A 15,058-nucleotide genomic window follows, 5' to 3' on the forward strand; every position below is an offset into this window, starting at 1 on the left:
TCTTTCCTTTATCCAAGTGAACCCATCGAAAGGCCGATTTGGACCGCCCTCGTTGCGGGGCGTTCAAGAAATGTTCTATCCCTGTTCCCTTTTTGTGTCAAGCATGCACGGTAGGGGTGAGAGGTGTGTGTTGCAGTCGCTTCAAATGGGAAGGTAGTCCAGCCTGTCTCCGACTTCCCGCGCCGGGTCTGAGGGCGGCCGGATCGCCAATGCGTTGGCCTGCGCCAGCACGCTCAGCAAGGCGCTGTCCTGACTGTTGAATATGGTGATCTCGTCGCCATCAACGCGCGCGCGCATGTAGTGTTCGCGCGGCCCGTTCTGTGCCACTGCTGCGGTCAGTGCGGCGGTTTTGCGCGGGGCAGGTGCCGCGCCCAAGCCCAGCATGGCGCGCAGGGCGGGTACCAGAAAGACATGCCCGCAGACCATGGATGAGACGGGATTGCCCGGCAGGCCAATCATCACAGTATCGCCAATACGTCCTGCCATCAAAGGTTTTCCGGGGCGCATCAAGACCTTATAGAAGCTTTGGTCCATACCCATGTCGGTGGCCACATCGCCGACCAGATCATGGTCACCCACCGACGCGCCGCCGATTGTCACGATCAGATCAGCGTCCGCGGCCAGTTCGAACGCAGTGCGCAGGCTGGCCGCATTGTCGCGCGCAATGGGCAATATGCGGGCATGGCCGCCATTGGTCTCGATCAGCGCCTTCAGGCCAAAGGAATTGGACGCGATGATCTGATCCGGGCCGGGAACCTCGCCCGGCATGACCAGCTCGTCGCCGGTGGCCAGAAGCGCCACGATGGGTTTGCAGGCCACGCACAAGCTGGGGACGTTCATCGCTGCCGCCAAGGCCAGATCGGCGGGCGACAACACACGCGGGGCAGGGAGCGTATCGCCGGGGGCAAAGTCGGCACCGGCGGGTCGCACGTGAGGACCTGCATCGAGTTTGCGCGCCAAAGTGATCAGGTCGCCTTTGCGGTCAACATCTTCCTGAATGATAACGCGATCCGCGCCGTCCGGCATTGGAGCGCCGGTGAAAATCCGCACGCATTCGCCGGGGCCAATACGGCCATCATATCCATGACCTGCCGCGCTTTCGCCAATGACACGGAACATCGCTTCGGGGTCTGCCTCGACACCATTCAGCGCATAGCCGTCCATCGCGGACGCGGCGAAAGGCGGTTGCAGGCGTGTCGCGGTGACAGGTGCGGCAAGGACACGGTTAACGGCGTCGGCCAGCGGCACGTCTTCGGTGCCCAGCGGCGCAACGAGCTTAAAGATCGCGTCCAGTGCCTCGGTCACCGTGATCATCAGCTTGCCTCAGCATCTCGCGCATAAGTGCCGGATTTCCCGCCTTCTTTGCGCAACAGGCGGATGTCTGTGATCTCCATGCCTTTTTCGGCCGCCTTAAGCATGTCATAGACCGTCAGACAGGCAACAGACACAGCGGTCAGCGCCTCCATCTCGACCCCGGTTTGGCCGCCGGTCTTGACGGTCGCGGTGATGCGGACGCCGGACAAATCAGGTTTGGGTTCGAGCTCCAAGGCGACTTTGGTGATCGGCAGGGGGTGGCATAGCGGGATCAGGTCAGCGGTGCGTTTCGCGCCCATAATCCCGGCCAGGCGCGCAACACCCAAAACGTCGCCTTTCTTGGCCGAACCAGAGGTCACAAGCGCCAGAGTTTCAGCCGTCATCTTGACGAAGCCTTCGGCCAGCGCGATGCGATCCGTCACGGCTTTGTCCGAGACATCGACCATATGGGCTTGCCCGTCCGCATCGAAATGGGTGAGGGGGGATTTGTCGCTCATGCGGGCACCGGATTGGCCAGAATGGCGCGGGTTGCGGCCTCGACATCGTCCTGACGCATCAGGCTTTCGCCGATCAGAAAGCTGCGCGCGCCATGTTCTGCCATATCAGCCAGATCTTTGGGTGTGAAAAGACCGCTTTCGCACACCAGATGACGACCAGCAGGGGCGAGTTTCGACAGGCGGCGGGTGGTATCGAGTGTGGTCTCAAATGTTTTCAGATTGCGGTTGTTGACACCCAGAAGTGGCGACTTCAACGCAACCGCGCGTTCCAGCTCGGCTTCATCATGCACCTCGATCAGAACGTCCATGCCCCATGAAAAGGCAGCGTCTTCAAGCTCTTGCGCCTGAGCATCTTCCACGGACGCCATGATGATCAGGATGCAGTCAGCCCCCAACGCGCGCGCCTCGGCCACCTGATAGGTGTCATACATGAAGTCCTTGCGCAGAGCGGGCAGGCTGACCGCTGCACGGGCGGCAACGAGGAACTCATCCGCACCCTGAAAGGATGGGGTGTCTGTCAGAACCGACAGGCAGGTCGCGCCGCCAGCCTCATAGGCTTTGGCGATGGCGGGCGGGTTGAAATCGGCCCGGATCAAACCTTTGGACGGGCTGGCCTTTTTGACCTCGGCAATCAGGCCATAACCTGTTTCGGCGGCGTTCATCAGCGATGTCGCGAAGCCGCGCGTCGGTGATGCGCCACGGGCGGCGGCCTCAACGTCAGCCAGAGGGCGGGCGGCTTTGCACGCGGCCACGTGGTCCAGTTTGTAGGCTTTGATTTTGTCTAAAACGGTGCTCATGGGCTTGGTCTATGCCTTCATGGTCGGGGTAGCAAGGCGAAGCCGCCGTGCCAAATGTCAGGCGCTCGACGTCAGGGCGGCCAGCGCCTCGATCTTCGCTTTGGCCGCGCCGTTGTCGATGCTTTCAGCGGCCATTTCGACGCCGGTTTTCAGGTCACTGGCCTTATCGGCAACAACCAAGGCGGCGGCGGCGTTCAACAGCACCGCATCGCGGAACGCTGATGCCTCGCCTGCCAGCAGCGCACGAAATGCGATTGCATTTTCAGCAGGTTCGCCGCCCAGAATCGACGCCAGTTTGTGCACCGGCAATCCTGCGTCCTCTGGGTGGATCTCACGCGCGTGAATTTTGTTATTTTCAAGGGCGGCCACCGATGTGGGGCCAGTGATCGAAATCTCGTCCATCCCATCGGCTCCATGCACCAGCCACGCCTTTTCAGACCCAAGCGCCTGAAGGGTCTCGGCCATCGGGAAGATCAGGTCGGCGGCGAACGCGCCGGTCAGTTGCCGTTTCACGCCTGCCGGGTTGGTCAGCGGGCCAAGGATGTTGAAGATGGTCTTGCAGCCCATTTCCTGTCGCACCGGCATGACATGTTTCATAGCCGGATGGTGCATCGGGGCCATCATGAAGCCGATGCCAACCTCGTTGATGGCGCGTTCAGCCACATCAGCGCCGACCATGACATTTACGCCCATTTCGGTCAGCGCATCCGCAGCACCCGATTTTGATGACAGATTGCGGTTGCCGTGCTTGGCCACGGTTACGCCCGCGCCAGCCACAACAAATGCAGTGGCGGTCGAGATGTTTAGCGTGCCCATCCCGTCGCCACCAGTGCCAACGATGTCCATCGCACCTTCGGGGGCAGAGACTTTGGCGCATTTTGCGCGCATAACAGCCGCCGCCGCGGAATACTCCGCAACGCTTTCCCCGCGCGCCCGCATGGCGGCCAGCAATGCACCGATCTGGGCAGGGGTCGCGCGCCCTTCGAACAGTTCTTCGAACGCGGCTTCAGCCTGTGCGCGTGACAACGGCCCTTCGGTGGCCGCATAGATCAGGGGTTTCATCGCGTCGGTCATGCCGGCACCTTTGTTCTTTTCAAGAAATTTTCAAGCATAGCATGGCCGTGTTCGGATCGGATGCTTTCGGGATGGAATTGCACGCCTTCGACCTCAAGCTCTTTGTGACGCAGGCCCATGATCAAGCCATTGTCCAGTTCGGCGGTGATTTCCAGACAATCTGGCAGGGTGTCCCGATCAACCACAAGCGAGTGATAGCGCGTTGCCAGCAACGGCGAGGGCAATCCCTCGAACACACCTTTCCCCTCATGCCGGATTTCACCCATCTTTCCATGTACGATCTCAGGGGCGCGGACGACGTGGCCGCCAAACGCCTCGCCAATGGCTTGGTGACCAAGACAAACGCCAAAAAGCGGCACTTTTGCTTCTGCCGCGGCTGCGGTCAGGGCAAGACAAATGCCAGCCTGCGCCGGATCACAAGGGCCGGGCGACAAGACGATTCCATCCGCCCCCATGCCCATTGCCTGTTGAACATCCAGCGCATCGTTACGTTTGACCACCACCTCAGCCCCAAGTTCGCCAAAATAGTGGACGAGGTTGTAGGTAAAGCTGTCATAGTTATCGATCAGCAGGATCATCTTGCGGCCTTTCGCCAAAGTTGTACCAGCAGGGGTTACGTCCTGCGTTTGTCGGGCTATACATGATCTACGCAAGCGCCAAGGGTCAAGTGCGGTGCGCGTGAAGTTGAGGTTTCGAGGAGAGAAAGCCATGGCAAAAGGCTTCCTGTCAGGTGTTTTGGCCGGGACTGTCGTTTCAGTCCTTGGTCTTGGTGTTGTGTCGTTGCAGCTTTCCCCGGTGGATCCGGGTCGTTTTGATCCACCGCCTGTTGACCAAGATCAGGCCCCTGTTGATGATGCAGCGCAAGCAACTGCAGATGCGCCGGCCGTGAGTGACACGCCACCTGATGCGATCAGTGCGCCAGATGCGCCGACTGATGTGGACACCGCCGAGGTCGTGCCCGAGGTCGAAGTGCAAGTGCCTGATGTTCCAGCGTCGCCATCTGAACCGGCAGCGCCTGACAATGTTGCTCAGGCCGAAACTGACGCTCCACCGGCAACGCCCGTTGCAGAGCCTGCTGATACCCAACCAGAAACGGTTCAGCCTGAAGTGGCTCAGCCTGAGTCCGCCGTCACAGACGATGTAACTGACGGCACGGACGAGGGCGCAGCCGCCGATTTGCCGCAATCCATCCCCGATCTGGCCAATACACCGCAAATCAAAAGCGATCCGGTCGCCCCAATTGGAGACATCGCTGAGGGTGTCACGACCAACCGTTTGCCGACGATCGACGGTCCGTCTGAGGGCGGTGACGCTGCGGCCTCAGATCCGGGTCCGATTTTGGCCGGCTTGCCGACGCTGGCAATCGATCAGAATGCGAGCCCGTTCACCAACCCTGAAGGACGTCCGTTGATGTCAATTGTGCTGGTTGACCAAGGGGCCGCGCGCCAAGCGCTTGGCGACCTTAAGAACCTGCCTTTTCCGATCAGCTTCGTTGTTGATGCGAACGCCGCCGACGCGGCCCAAGCTGTCGCCTATTATCGCGGCGCCGGGGCCGAAGTGATCGTCGCCCCTGTTTTGCCTGCCGAGGCGACCCCAACCGACGCCGAAGTGAACTTTCAGGTGCAGGCACCGTTGTTGGATCAAGCCGTTGCCGTTTTCATGGGTGAAAACAGCGGCTTCCAAGGTGACAGCCAGCTTGCCGCTCAGATATCGGAAATCCTGGTCGCCAGCGGCCATGGGCTGGTCTCGGCCCCGCAGGGTCTGAATACCGGCCATAAAACAGCGCTGAAAACCGGCGTCGCCTCTGGCCTTGTGTTCCGCGAGCTGGATGCAGATGGACAGGACGGCAAAGTCATCCGCCGCTTTCTGGACAACGCAGCCTTCAAGGCCGGTCAGGAAAATGGCGTGATCATGATGGGGCAGGCGCGGGTTGAAACCGTGCAGGCGTTGATCGAATGGAGCCTTGGAAATCGGGTGAAATCTGTGGCGATGGCCCCCATCTCGGCACTGCTGCTGGACGGCTGATCAGGATGAATTGGCGCGGTTAACGCCGCAGGTGACGTTGCTATCGTCCTGTCATACTTGCCTTAAGCTCGACGATTGACTTCCCCAATCGGAATGGGGCGGCAAAGCTGACCAGACAAAGCGCAAGAATTTGAAGCACCAGAATACTGGAATGCGATTGCAAGTATTCCCATTCGTCTTTCAGTTTGCCGACGTGTTCAATTAACTCATCATAGCTTTGCGCGATGACAAGGTAGTCAGCAGCTATGGACGGCTCAGAAATCTGGGTTTTCTCTACGGCCTCTTTGGTCTCGGAGTCGAGCGCTGTGAAGACCAGAAATCGTTCAATATCAAAGGATTCAAGACGTTCCACCATCTGACGCATGTCGCCATCCCCCTCTGTTTTCTCGGCATTGTGACTGCCAAACAGGAAGCTGAGATTTGCCAGAGGTGCCACCTCGTCAGTGACGGCAATAAATAGAGGCAGGTCAGTGTTTGCGGCGGTTGACGCAGAAAGAAACTCAACTTTTTCGCACAAAACCGCGGTACTGGTGGTGTTGGCCGTTTCGCAAAACCTCAGCCGAAACCGCGCCGCATCGCGATCAAATGCAGCTGTCGCGCTGTAAGCGAGGTCGATCTGCCGGTCCAGACGTGAACTGTCGGCGGTATAAAACCCTGCTACGATGGCGACCAACGCGCCAACACCCCCCAGCAACACCCAGACCAGATCGGCAAATTTCCAAGCGCTGTGGCCAGCAGGTTTGCGAAATAGAAAAGCAGTTCCTATCGCGCCGACGACAAAAAGAGAAAGCAGAAGTTCCAGTTGGTTGCTGACAGTAAACATCATGTGCAGAGTTTACGGCCAGTTGCCGCGCTTGCAACGCAGTTGGCACGAAACTTTCGAAAACACTGATGAACCCGCGAGGTTTTGATGAGCTTGATTGAAGGCGTAATCGGCCCGGTGTCTGTCATGGGTAACTCCTGCGGGTCAGACGATCAGAGATGACGTTTGAGCAAAATCATGCTATGCAGACGCCGTAAGTCTGCACAATGGGGCAGGTATCTTCGGCACGAAACTTCCAATCATAGAAGGAAGATCAGATGTCGTTTTATATGTTCAAAGGTCAATATAGTACGGATTCCCTGCGGTCTCTTGTCGAGAAACCGCAAGATCGCGAAGCCGCCGCCGGGAAGATGATCTCGGCGTTGGGTGGTAAGTTGCATCATTTGTTTTTTTGCTTTGGCGAAGATGATGTCATGGCGTTGATTGAAGCACCAAGTGACGAGGTCATGGCCGCCTGCGCGCTGGTTGTCGGTGCGTCCGGAACGATGGCTGGTGGATCGACCACCAAGCTCATGACCAGCAAAGAGGCCATGTCCGCGATGAAAAAGGCGCAGGAAGGCCAAAAATCCTATCAGGCCGTGGCAAGCTAATCCGATTGCCCGACACACAATGACTAAAGGCCGGAGCGTCGCCCCGGCCTTTACCATAACCTGCCGATGGGCACCTTATTTCAAGATCGACCGCCCGGCATATTCCGCCGTCACACCCAGCATTTCCTCGATGCGGATCAGCTGGTTGTATTTCGCCAACCGGTCTGACCGCGCCAGTGAGCCGGTTTTGATCTGGCCGCAATTGGTGGCGACAGCCAGGTCGGCGATGGTCGCGTCCTCGGTTTCGCCCGAGCGGTGCGACATCACATTGGTCATGCGTGCGCGATGGGCCATGTCGACGGCTTTCAGAGTTTCCGACAAGGTGCCGATCTGGTTGACCTTCACCAGCATCGAGTTGGCAGCCCCCTTGGCAATGCCCTCGGCCAGGCGTTCGGGGTTGGTGACGAACAGATCGTCGCCGACAAGCTGGATTTTGTCGCCCAGCAGCGCGGTCAAAGCGACCCAGCCGTCCCAGTCATCTTCCGACATACCATCTTCGATCGAGATGATCGGATAGTCATCGCAGAGCGCTTTCAGGTATTGTGCATTCTCTTCACTGGTCAGCGATTTGCCTTCGCCCGAAAAGACGTATTTGCCGCCTTTGTAATACTCGGTCGCAGCGCAATCGAGGGCCAGATAGATATCTTCGCCGGGTTTGTAGCCAGCTTTCTTGATCGAGCTCATGATGAAATCGAGCGCGTCGCGGGTGGACCCGATATTGGGGGCAAAGCCACCTTCGTCACCGATACCCGTGGACAGGCCCGCGGCGGACAGTTCTTTTTTTAGCGTGTGGAAGACTTCCGACCCCATGCGCACGGCTTCGCGGATATTTGCCGCAGCGACCGGCATGATCATGAATTCCTGAATGTCGATCGGGTTGTCGGCGTGTTCGCCACCATTGATGATGTTCATCATCGGCACAGGCAAGACGCGGGCCGAGGCCCCGCCAACATAGCGAAAGAGCGGCAGGGCAGAGGCATCAGCGGCCGCTTTGGCCACGGCCAGCGATACGCCCAGAATGGCGTTGGCCCCCAGACGGGCTTTGTTCGGCGTGCCGTCCAGCTCACACATCGCGGCGTCGATGGCTTCCTGCTCGGTGGCGTCAAAGCCGACCAGCGCATCTGCGATCTCGCCGTTCACCGCCTCGACCGCTTCCAGAACGCCTTTGCCCATATAACGCGACTTGTCACCATCACGTTTTTCAACCGCCTCATGTGCACCCGTTGACGCACCCGACGGGACGGCGGCGCGGCCCAGCGTGCCATCGTCCAGAATGACGTCCACCTCAACGGTGGGGTTGCCGCGACTGTCCAGAATCTCGCGGGCGAAAATATCAACGATGGTGCTCATGTTAGCGCTCCCAATAAGAAGAAAACTTCAGTTGAGGCTCTTTAGCCTGTTGAAGGCGTCACGACAACAGGATTGGAAATTATTCGCGTGCGCGCGCCCTCTGTTCGCGCAGGAATGTATAGATGCCAGTGCCAATCACGATGCTTGCCCCAAGATAGGTCAAATTGTCCGGGTCTTCCCCAAACACGAGGATACCCAGAATGATCGAGAAGATGAGCCGCGAATATCGGAACGGCATAATGATCGACGTTTCGGCCACGCGCAGGGCAATGACGATGGCATAATAGCCCGAGACGCCGAAAATCGTCGCACCCAACATCAACAGCCACCCCGTTTGGTCAGGAACGACGAAGGACCCGCTGACGGGGATGAGCATTGCGCCTGCGGGCGCGCAGACAAGAAACGCATAAAACGCTACGCTGGCTGACGGGATCGTCGGGTCAAGCTGGCGGGTCAGAAGGTCGCGCAACGCGATGCCAAACACCGCGGCGATGGGAAGAAGGGCAGCCATCTGGAAACCGTCCGCGCCGGGGCGAATAATCAAAAGCACCCCAATAAAGCCAATGCCGATGGCGCTCCATCGACGCCAGCCGACCTGTTCACCCAGAAAAAGCGCAGCACCTGCGGTGGTTGCCAGTGGCATAGCCTGAAACACCGCCAGCACCGTCGACAGCGGGACGAGGGACAGGGCGGTCACAAAGAACATCGCCGACACGGCTTCGGAGGCATTGCGCCATAGCATAGCCCGCGATCGCATGTCGCGGTGTACCAGCGGGGCAAGCGTGCCACGCTGCACAAAGGTGATGATCGCAAAGGCCACCGCACCGCCAACCCCCAGAAGAAACAGGGTTTGCGATGTGGGCATTTCCTGTGTCATCGACTTGATGAAAACGTCTTCCAACGCGAACGCAGCCATCGCGAAGATGATCAAAAGAATTCCACGGATGTTCTGCATGGCGCGACACTTCACAGGTTCAGGAAAGCAACCCGGCGACAAGACCCGGTTTTCGAAAGCAAGGCAAGTCGACATCAGTGATGAACAAGATCACCTGAAACGATGGGTGAGGGTCAGGTCTTGTCTTTCCTGCGCACGCCGTAAAGTTCCAGCCGGTGGCCCTTCAGCTCATAGCCCAGCTTCGCGGCGATCTTTTCTTGCAGGGCTTCTATCTCGGGGTCCAGAAACTCGATCACCTGCCCAGAGGTCAGGTCGATCAGGTGGTCGTGATGGTCGCGATCCGCGCTTTCATAGCGTGCGCGTCCATCGCCAAACTCGTTTTTGACAAGGATGCCCGCTTCCTCAAACAACTTCACTGTGCGATAGACCGTGGCCAGCGAAATGCGATTGTCTAAACCAGCCGCGCGCGCATGCAGTTCTTCGACATCGGGATGGTCGCGATGCGCTTTTTCTAGAATCCGGGCGATCACTCGGCGCTGCTCGGTCATGCGCAGGCCCAGATCCTCGCAACGTTTCAATATGGATGGCTCGGACATGTTGCCCCCGATACTCGATCTGCTTGCCCCCTTATGCCGCGAAATCTCCCGCGGGGAAATGGTCTGTCGAAATTGAAGTTCAATTGGTGTGACACCACGCGGTGTGATCGGCCTTGATTCGGCGAAACAGCGACAGTTGGCGCGGTTGCTTGGGGTCTGACAGCCTGGGCCCGCGGGACAAATAGGCCTGTTGCGCCGCGTTTGCGGCCAGCTGCGATGCCCGCTCTTGCCAATCAGGCGAAGAACATCCGATATTGGGGGCGCGCGCGGGCCACCCTGCCGCAGTCGGGGATATTGAAATTAATTGACGTCTACTCAAAGCAAAAGGGCCCGGTCCGAGGATCAGAAGGTTGAACGGCACGACGCGATTCTGTCAGCGGCGCGTGACCTGATTGGCGAATTGGGGTTTGATGGTGTGACGATGAGCGCATTGGCTCAGCGCGCCGGGCTCGCCAAAGGCACGTTGTATCTTTACGTGCGATCCAAGGAAGAACTGTTCCTGTTGCTGTTTGTTGACGCATTGGAAGACCTTGTCTCGCAATTCGAAAACGAACCGGGGTTAAGCACCGACCCGGCGGAATTGGCGACCTATCTGACGGCGCTGGCGCAAAACACGCCGCGGTTTCTGCCGTTGTTTGCCCGGCTGGTCGCGGTGATCGAAGCGAATGTGGCGGATGAGCCTCTGTTTTCAGCCAAGCGGAGCATGTTGTCGAAAATTGAGCGCTTCACAATTCATATGGCAAAACACCTGCAACTTGGTGCCGAGCGGGCCGAAGTGTTGGCGCGCACGTTGATGAACGTTTTGCAGGGCACCGCCCAATTCGACATAACAGCAGACCGCGATCCGGAAGGATTGCCGGACGATATGCGCGAGGCATTTGCCATGAATGCGTTCGCGTTGAATTTTCAACCCGCCGCCGAGCTGATCCTTTTTGCTGCAAAAGCAAAGCCCGACTGACTCAGTTAATGAGCAACTCAAGTCGACGCGGTTTTATCAGATATGCTGGTCTGCAAGGTCGGTTGCCGCACCGCGACGCATCACATCAATTCCGGTTCGCGGCCCAAACGTGACGCCAAAGGTGCCACGGTCAAGCCCTGCACGATGATCGAGAAGACCACGATAATATAGGTCGCAGTCAGGATCAGCGCCTTCCATTCATTGTCCGGCAGGCTCAGTGCCAGCGCAACAGATATCCCGCCTTTCAATCCGCCCCATGTCATGATTGGGATCACGCCGCGTGAAAAACTGCGGAAGGGTTTCAGGATGATGACAGGCACGGCCACGGCGGTCAGACGGGCGAACAACGCCAGGATGATGGACAGAATGCCAGCGGTCACGGCATCGGCAGTGAAAGCAACGGCAAAAACCTCGAACCCGATCATCAGGAACAGAACGGCGTTCAGGATTTCGTCGATCAGCTTCCAAAACGCGTCGACATAGCCGCGTGTCTCTTCGCTCATGCCGTGTTTGGTGCCCACATCGCCAATCAAAAGGCCCGCGCAGACGGCCATGATCGGCCCCGAGACTTGCAGGGCAACCGCCAGTTCATAGCCCCCAAAGGCCAGCCCCAGTGTCAGCAGCACTTCCAGGGAATAGTCGTCAATGCGGCGCATCACCCGGAAGGTGAGCCATCCCAACACGACGCCCAAAAGGGCACCGCCCAAGGCCTCTTGAAAGAACAAGGTGAAGGCGGCTTTGGCGCTTGGGTCGGTGGCATGCTCGCCGTGGCCTGACGGAAACGCCAACCCGACCAGAACCAGAAAAACCACATAGCCAACGCCGTCGTTGAACAGGCTTTCACCCGCAATCTTTGTTTCAAGGGTTTTTTGCAGGTTGGCCTCGCGCAGCACACCCAGCACGGCCACAGGGTCCGTAGGGGAAATGAGCGATCCGAAGACCAACGCGATCAGCAACGGCGCACCTGTCAGCCAGCTGAACCCAACCCCGACTACAAGCGTGGACAGGGCAATGCCCATGGTCGCCATCAGGAAGACAACGACCCACTGCGCGCGCAGATCCCCGATCTTCACATGCAGCGCACCGGCAAACAGCAGCAATCCAAGCATGCCCTCAAGCAACGTGTCGGAAAAGTCGAGGCTGGCAACCAGCAATCGCACCTGATGGGAGACATCCATCGCCGGAATAACGAAGTCCAGCGCCATCAGCGACAAAGATGCCATCAATGATACCAGCAAGATTCCAATCGTCGAAGGGAGCTTTAGGAACAGATAGTTTATCGCGCCAAAGGCGCCGGCCAAAACAATCAGAAGTGACGTGATTTGTAGGATGGTCATGCTGCGCCCTGATTGTGCTTTTGCGGCCCTTCTAGCACGCTGCCCGAGCATGGCAAACAACCATGGCAACTGCCTGCAGGGGACGCGCGGGCTGCTAGCCGGTCACGTGCACTTTCGCCCATACCGGTAAGTGATCTGACGCCACTTTGGCCAGCGGCGACTGGTCCACCCCCGCGTCGCGCAGCTCGATACCTTGGCTCAGCGCGATCCGGTCCAGCGCGGCAACTGGACGTGACGCGTGAAAAGATCGACCGGGCGAGATAATGTCGAAATGGTGCTCCAACGGCTCGAACCCGCGTTTTGGCGACCATTCGTTGAAATCCCCTAAAATCGCGGTGGGCAGAGGCGATATGGCGAGCTTTTGTGCCAGTTGCCGCATTTGTTGATGCCGATAAGGGCGCAGCAATCCAAGATGGGTGCCCACAAGCTTTAGCCGCCCGTCAATTTCAACCGCGACCGCGCCGCGGGGTTCCAACCCCGGCAATTCCAATTGCTCGGCGGCATGGAAGGTGAGCCCCTTACGCACAAGGATTGCGTTGCCATGGCTGCCAAGCGACACGCCGCTGCTGTCAAAGGGCACCACAACAAAATCGGTTTCGTCAGACAGAAGTCGCCGGGGCAGGGCGGTTGGGCGCGGTCCAAGCCGGCGATCCGCCTCTTGCAATACGACGACATCCGCATCGAGATGATTGATCACGTCCAGAATGCGGTGCGGGTCGCGGCGGCGATCAAGCCCGATGGCCTTGCGCATGTTATATGTGACTAGCTTCAGGTCCATGGCTACCGTCTTAATGTAGTCAGGATGCGGGCTTTGGAAAAGGGGGCGGTTGATGAAAGCCTATTCCAGATAGGCTTTTCCGCCAATGCCGATCTGCCCCCAAACCGGATACCGTTCGCCGTGTGGGTCATATTGCGGGTCTGCTTCCCATAGCGTCAGAATCTGGTCGGAAAACAAAACCTCGTTGGGATTGAAGGCCGGAGCAGGGGAGGCTTCATTTCCAGCCAATATCTGAAATACCTCGTCCGCAGGACGCGTCAGAATATCCTGTCCTTGGTATCGCAGCTCAACGCCCCGATGCGGCGCAAGGCCGATAAACGTGGCGCGGTGATTGCCGTCGAACTCCACCTGCAGGCAGTTTTCAATGAAATAAAGGCTGCCACCTGCGCTGCTTGCCGGAGGCTCGACACTCAGATTGCGCAAGTGCTCTGCGGTATCCTGAACCGCCGAAGGCACATGACCCAGCGCTTTCATCACTGCCATCACGTTGTCTCGTTTTGCGCCAAGTTGGATCGGCACCATCCCCGTGTGGGGGATCAGGTCAAAGACCATCGGTTTTCGCGGCTTGGAAAACGGCCAGATCATTAGGTGCCGCAAAAGGTTCTAAGTACACGCTCTTCCGCTTTCGGGGGTGTTGCCAGGTCGAGGTATTTGGGCGCCGGGTTGAACGGATCTTTCAGCGCATCAACAAGCCGGTGGAATGCCGCATAGTCGCCTTCTATCCCTGCCTGAATAGCCTCTTCGACCCGGTGGTTGCGCGCGATCAAAACGGGGTTGGCGGCCCGCATGGTGTCCTTGGGATCACCCGGTTCGCGTGACAGCCGGGTTTTCCAATCGGGCGCCCAGCTGTCCCAAGCACCGTCATCTGTAATGTGTTCGCTGGCGTCCCCTTCCGTCAGGGCCGTGAAAGTGGCGGTGAAATCGGCTTGCGAACTGGCCATGCGCGCCAATAGCCCGGTGATCAGCGCCTCGTCGCCCTCTTCTTGCGTGGTCAGGCCAAGTTTGGCGCGGAACAGCTGCAACCATTTCGGGCTGAATTGGGTGGCGAAGCCTTCCAGCACACGCGTCGCTTCGTCCGCCGCATGCTCCGGGTCTCCATCCATCAGGGGCAACAGCGATGTCGCCAATTGGGCAAGGTTCCAGACCGCCATGTTGGGTTGTTCCTGAAAGGCATAACGCCCTTGCTGGTCAATCGAGGAAAAAACCATCCGCGGATGATAGGCATCCATGAACGCGCAGGGACCATAATCAATGGTTTCGCCTGACACCGCCATATTGTCGGTGTTCATCACCCCGTGGATGAAGCCCACACTCATCCATTTCGCAACAAGGCGCGCCTGTGCGGCGACAACTTCGGCCAGGAAAGACAGGGGACCGTCCGCGGCAGGGTAATGGCGCGCGATGCAGTGATCCAGCAACAGACGCAGGCCCGCGCCATCTCCACGGGCTGCGAAATACTGGAACGTTCCGACGCGGATGTGGCTTGCGGCAACGCGGGTCAGGACCGCGCCCGGGTAACGCCGTTCGCGCTGCACGCCTTCGCCGGTCAGGGCAGCCCCCAACGCGCGCGTGGTCGGGATGCCAAGGGCGTGCATTGCTTCGGAGACGATGTATTCGCGCATGACCGGACCCAGCCATGCCCGCCCGTCGCCATTGCGACTGAACGGCGTGATCCCGGAGCCTTTGAGCTGAATATCGCGGCGTCCGAAACCGCCGGTAACTTCACCCAGCAAGATCGCCCGCCCATCACCCAGCCGCGGCACCCAGCCGCCAAACTGATGGCCCGCATAAGCCTGAGCCAACGGATCTGTGCCGGGCAACAGACTGTTACCCGTCAACACCTCGGCCGACAGATCAACGGGATCGAAACCCAGTTCGCGCGCGAGCGTTTCGTTGACGCGCAACATCTGGGGGGTAGCGACGGGTGTCGGGTTCAGCTTTGCATAAAACCTGTCTGGCAGGCGGGCATAGGAGTTATCGAAGTGTTCGCGCATTGCCTGAACCATAGCAGTTATTTCCAATCG

General features: G+C 58.7%; 16 protein-coding genes. 3 read left to right on the forward strand and 13 right to left on the reverse strand.

Annotation, left to right across the window (positions count from 1 at the left end):
- Positions 1–141: 141 nt before the first annotated feature.
- Genes glp through K3556_RS06185 form a run of 5 tightly spaced genes read right to left on the reverse strand, consistent with a single transcriptional unit; the run spans position 142 to position 4,260 of the window.
- Entirely contained in the window at positions 142–1,314 is a 1,173-nt protein-coding gene (gene glp / locus K3556_RS06165) for a gephyrin-like molybdotransferase Glp (RefSeq protein WP_260518848.1), read from the reverse strand.
- Positions 1,314–1,811 carry a cyclic pyranopterin monophosphate synthase MoaC gene (gene moaC, locus K3556_RS06170; RefSeq protein WP_260518849.1) on the reverse strand — a complete coding sequence of 166 codons (498 nt, stop codon included), beginning with the start codon at positions 1,809–1,811 and terminating at the stop codon, positions 1,314–1,316. The genes glp and moaC overlap by 1 nt, the downstream gene beginning before the upstream one ends.
- A complete protein-coding gene (trpC, locus tag K3556_RS06175; protein ID WP_260518850.1) occupies positions 1,808–2,608 on the reverse strand; it encodes an indole-3-glycerol phosphate synthase TrpC in 801 nt (266 codons plus the stop codon). The genes moaC and trpC overlap by 4 nt, the downstream gene beginning before the upstream one ends.
- 57 nt (positions 2,609–2,665) lie before the next feature.
- Entirely contained in the window at positions 2,666–3,682 is a 1,017-nt protein-coding gene (trpD, locus tag K3556_RS06180) for an anthranilate phosphoribosyltransferase (RefSeq protein WP_260518851.1), read from the reverse strand.
- On the reverse strand, positions 3,679–4,260 hold the full coding sequence (locus tag K3556_RS06185; RefSeq protein WP_260519184.1) for an anthranilate synthase component II: 582 nt from the start codon (positions 4,258–4,260) through the stop codon (positions 3,679–3,681). Before K3556_RS06185 ends, trpD begins: the two co-directional genes overlap by 4 nt.
- A gap of 130 nt (positions 4,261–4,390) precedes the next feature.
- Between K3556_RS06185 and K3556_RS06190 the strand changes: the two genes are divergently transcribed.
- Complete coding sequence (locus K3556_RS06190) at positions 4,391–5,707, forward strand: divergent polysaccharide deacetylase family protein (protein WP_260518852.1); 1,317 nt, start codon at positions 4,391–4,393, stop codon at positions 5,705–5,707.
- Between the two features lie 40 nt (positions 5,708–5,747).
- Here the strand turns inward: K3556_RS06190 and K3556_RS06195 are convergent, their stop codons facing one another.
- Positions 5,748–6,533: a hypothetical protein gene (locus K3556_RS06195; RefSeq protein ID WP_260518853.1), complete on the reverse strand. Its 786-nt coding sequence runs from the start codon at positions 6,531–6,533 to the stop codon at positions 5,748–5,750.
- 254 nt (positions 6,534–6,787) lie between these two features.
- Between K3556_RS06195 and K3556_RS06200 the strand changes: the two genes are divergently transcribed.
- Positions 6,788–7,120 (forward strand): GYD domain-containing protein, encoded by a 333-nt coding sequence (locus K3556_RS06200; RefSeq protein WP_260518854.1) that lies wholly within the window; start codon positions 6,788–6,790, stop codon positions 7,118–7,120.
- A gap of 75 nt (positions 7,121–7,195) precedes the next feature.
- On the opposite strand, the gene eno is transcribed toward K3556_RS06200, so the two are convergent.
- From eno to K3556_RS06215, 3 genes are all read right to left on the reverse strand, one after another.
- A complete protein-coding gene (gene eno, locus K3556_RS06205) occupies positions 7,196–8,470 on the reverse strand; it encodes a phosphopyruvate hydratase (protein WP_260518855.1) in 1,275 nt (424 codons plus the stop codon).
- A gap of 79 nt (positions 8,471–8,549) precedes the next feature.
- Entirely contained in the window at positions 8,550–9,425 is an 876-nt protein-coding gene (locus K3556_RS06210; protein ID WP_260518856.1) for a DMT family transporter, read from the reverse strand.
- A gap of 113 nt (positions 9,426–9,538) precedes the next feature.
- Positions 9,539–9,961, reverse strand: coding sequence for a Fur family transcriptional regulator (locus tag K3556_RS06215; RefSeq protein ID WP_260518857.1), 423 nt, complete (start codon positions 9,959–9,961; stop codon positions 9,539–9,541).
- A 304-nt stretch (positions 9,962–10,265) separates the two neighbouring features.
- Here K3556_RS06215 and K3556_RS06220 point away from each other — a divergent pair, with 304 nt between their 5' ends.
- Complete coding sequence (locus K3556_RS06220; protein ID WP_260518858.1) at positions 10,266–10,919, forward strand: TetR/AcrR family transcriptional regulator; 654 nt, start codon at positions 10,266–10,268, stop codon at positions 10,917–10,919.
- Between the two features lie 80 nt (positions 10,920–10,999).
- On the opposite strand, the gene K3556_RS06225 is transcribed toward K3556_RS06220, so the two are convergent.
- The 4 genes from K3556_RS06225 to K3556_RS06240 all read right to left on the reverse strand — a co-directional run bounded on the left by K3556_RS06225 (position 11,000) and on the right by K3556_RS06240 (position 15,040).
- Complete coding sequence (locus K3556_RS06225) at positions 11,000–12,256, reverse strand: cation:proton antiporter (protein ID WP_260518859.1); 1,257 nt, start codon at positions 12,254–12,256, stop codon at positions 11,000–11,002.
- 94 nt (positions 12,257–12,350) lie between these two features.
- Entirely contained in the window at positions 12,351–13,034 is a 684-nt protein-coding gene (locus K3556_RS06230; protein ID WP_260518860.1) for an endonuclease/exonuclease/phosphatase family protein, read from the reverse strand.
- A gap of 60 nt (positions 13,035–13,094) precedes the next feature.
- Positions 13,095–13,619 (reverse strand): hypothetical protein, encoded by a 525-nt coding sequence (locus K3556_RS06235; protein WP_260518861.1) that lies wholly within the window; start codon positions 13,617–13,619, stop codon positions 13,095–13,097.
- The gene (locus K3556_RS06240) at positions 13,619–15,040 is read right to left on the reverse strand and encodes a protein adenylyltransferase SelO (protein ID WP_260518862.1); all 1,422 of its coding nucleotides are present in this window, start codon (positions 15,038–15,040) and stop codon (positions 13,619–13,621) included. Before K3556_RS06240 ends, K3556_RS06235 begins: the two co-directional genes overlap by 1 nt.
- Between the last annotated feature and the right edge of the window lie 18 nt (positions 15,041–15,058).

Origin of the sequence: Aliiroseovarius sp. M344 (assembly GCF_025140835.1) — a bacterium.
In the GTDB taxonomy this organism is placed as follows: Bacteria; Pseudomonadota; Alphaproteobacteria; order Rhodobacterales; family Rhodobacteraceae; genus Aliiroseovarius.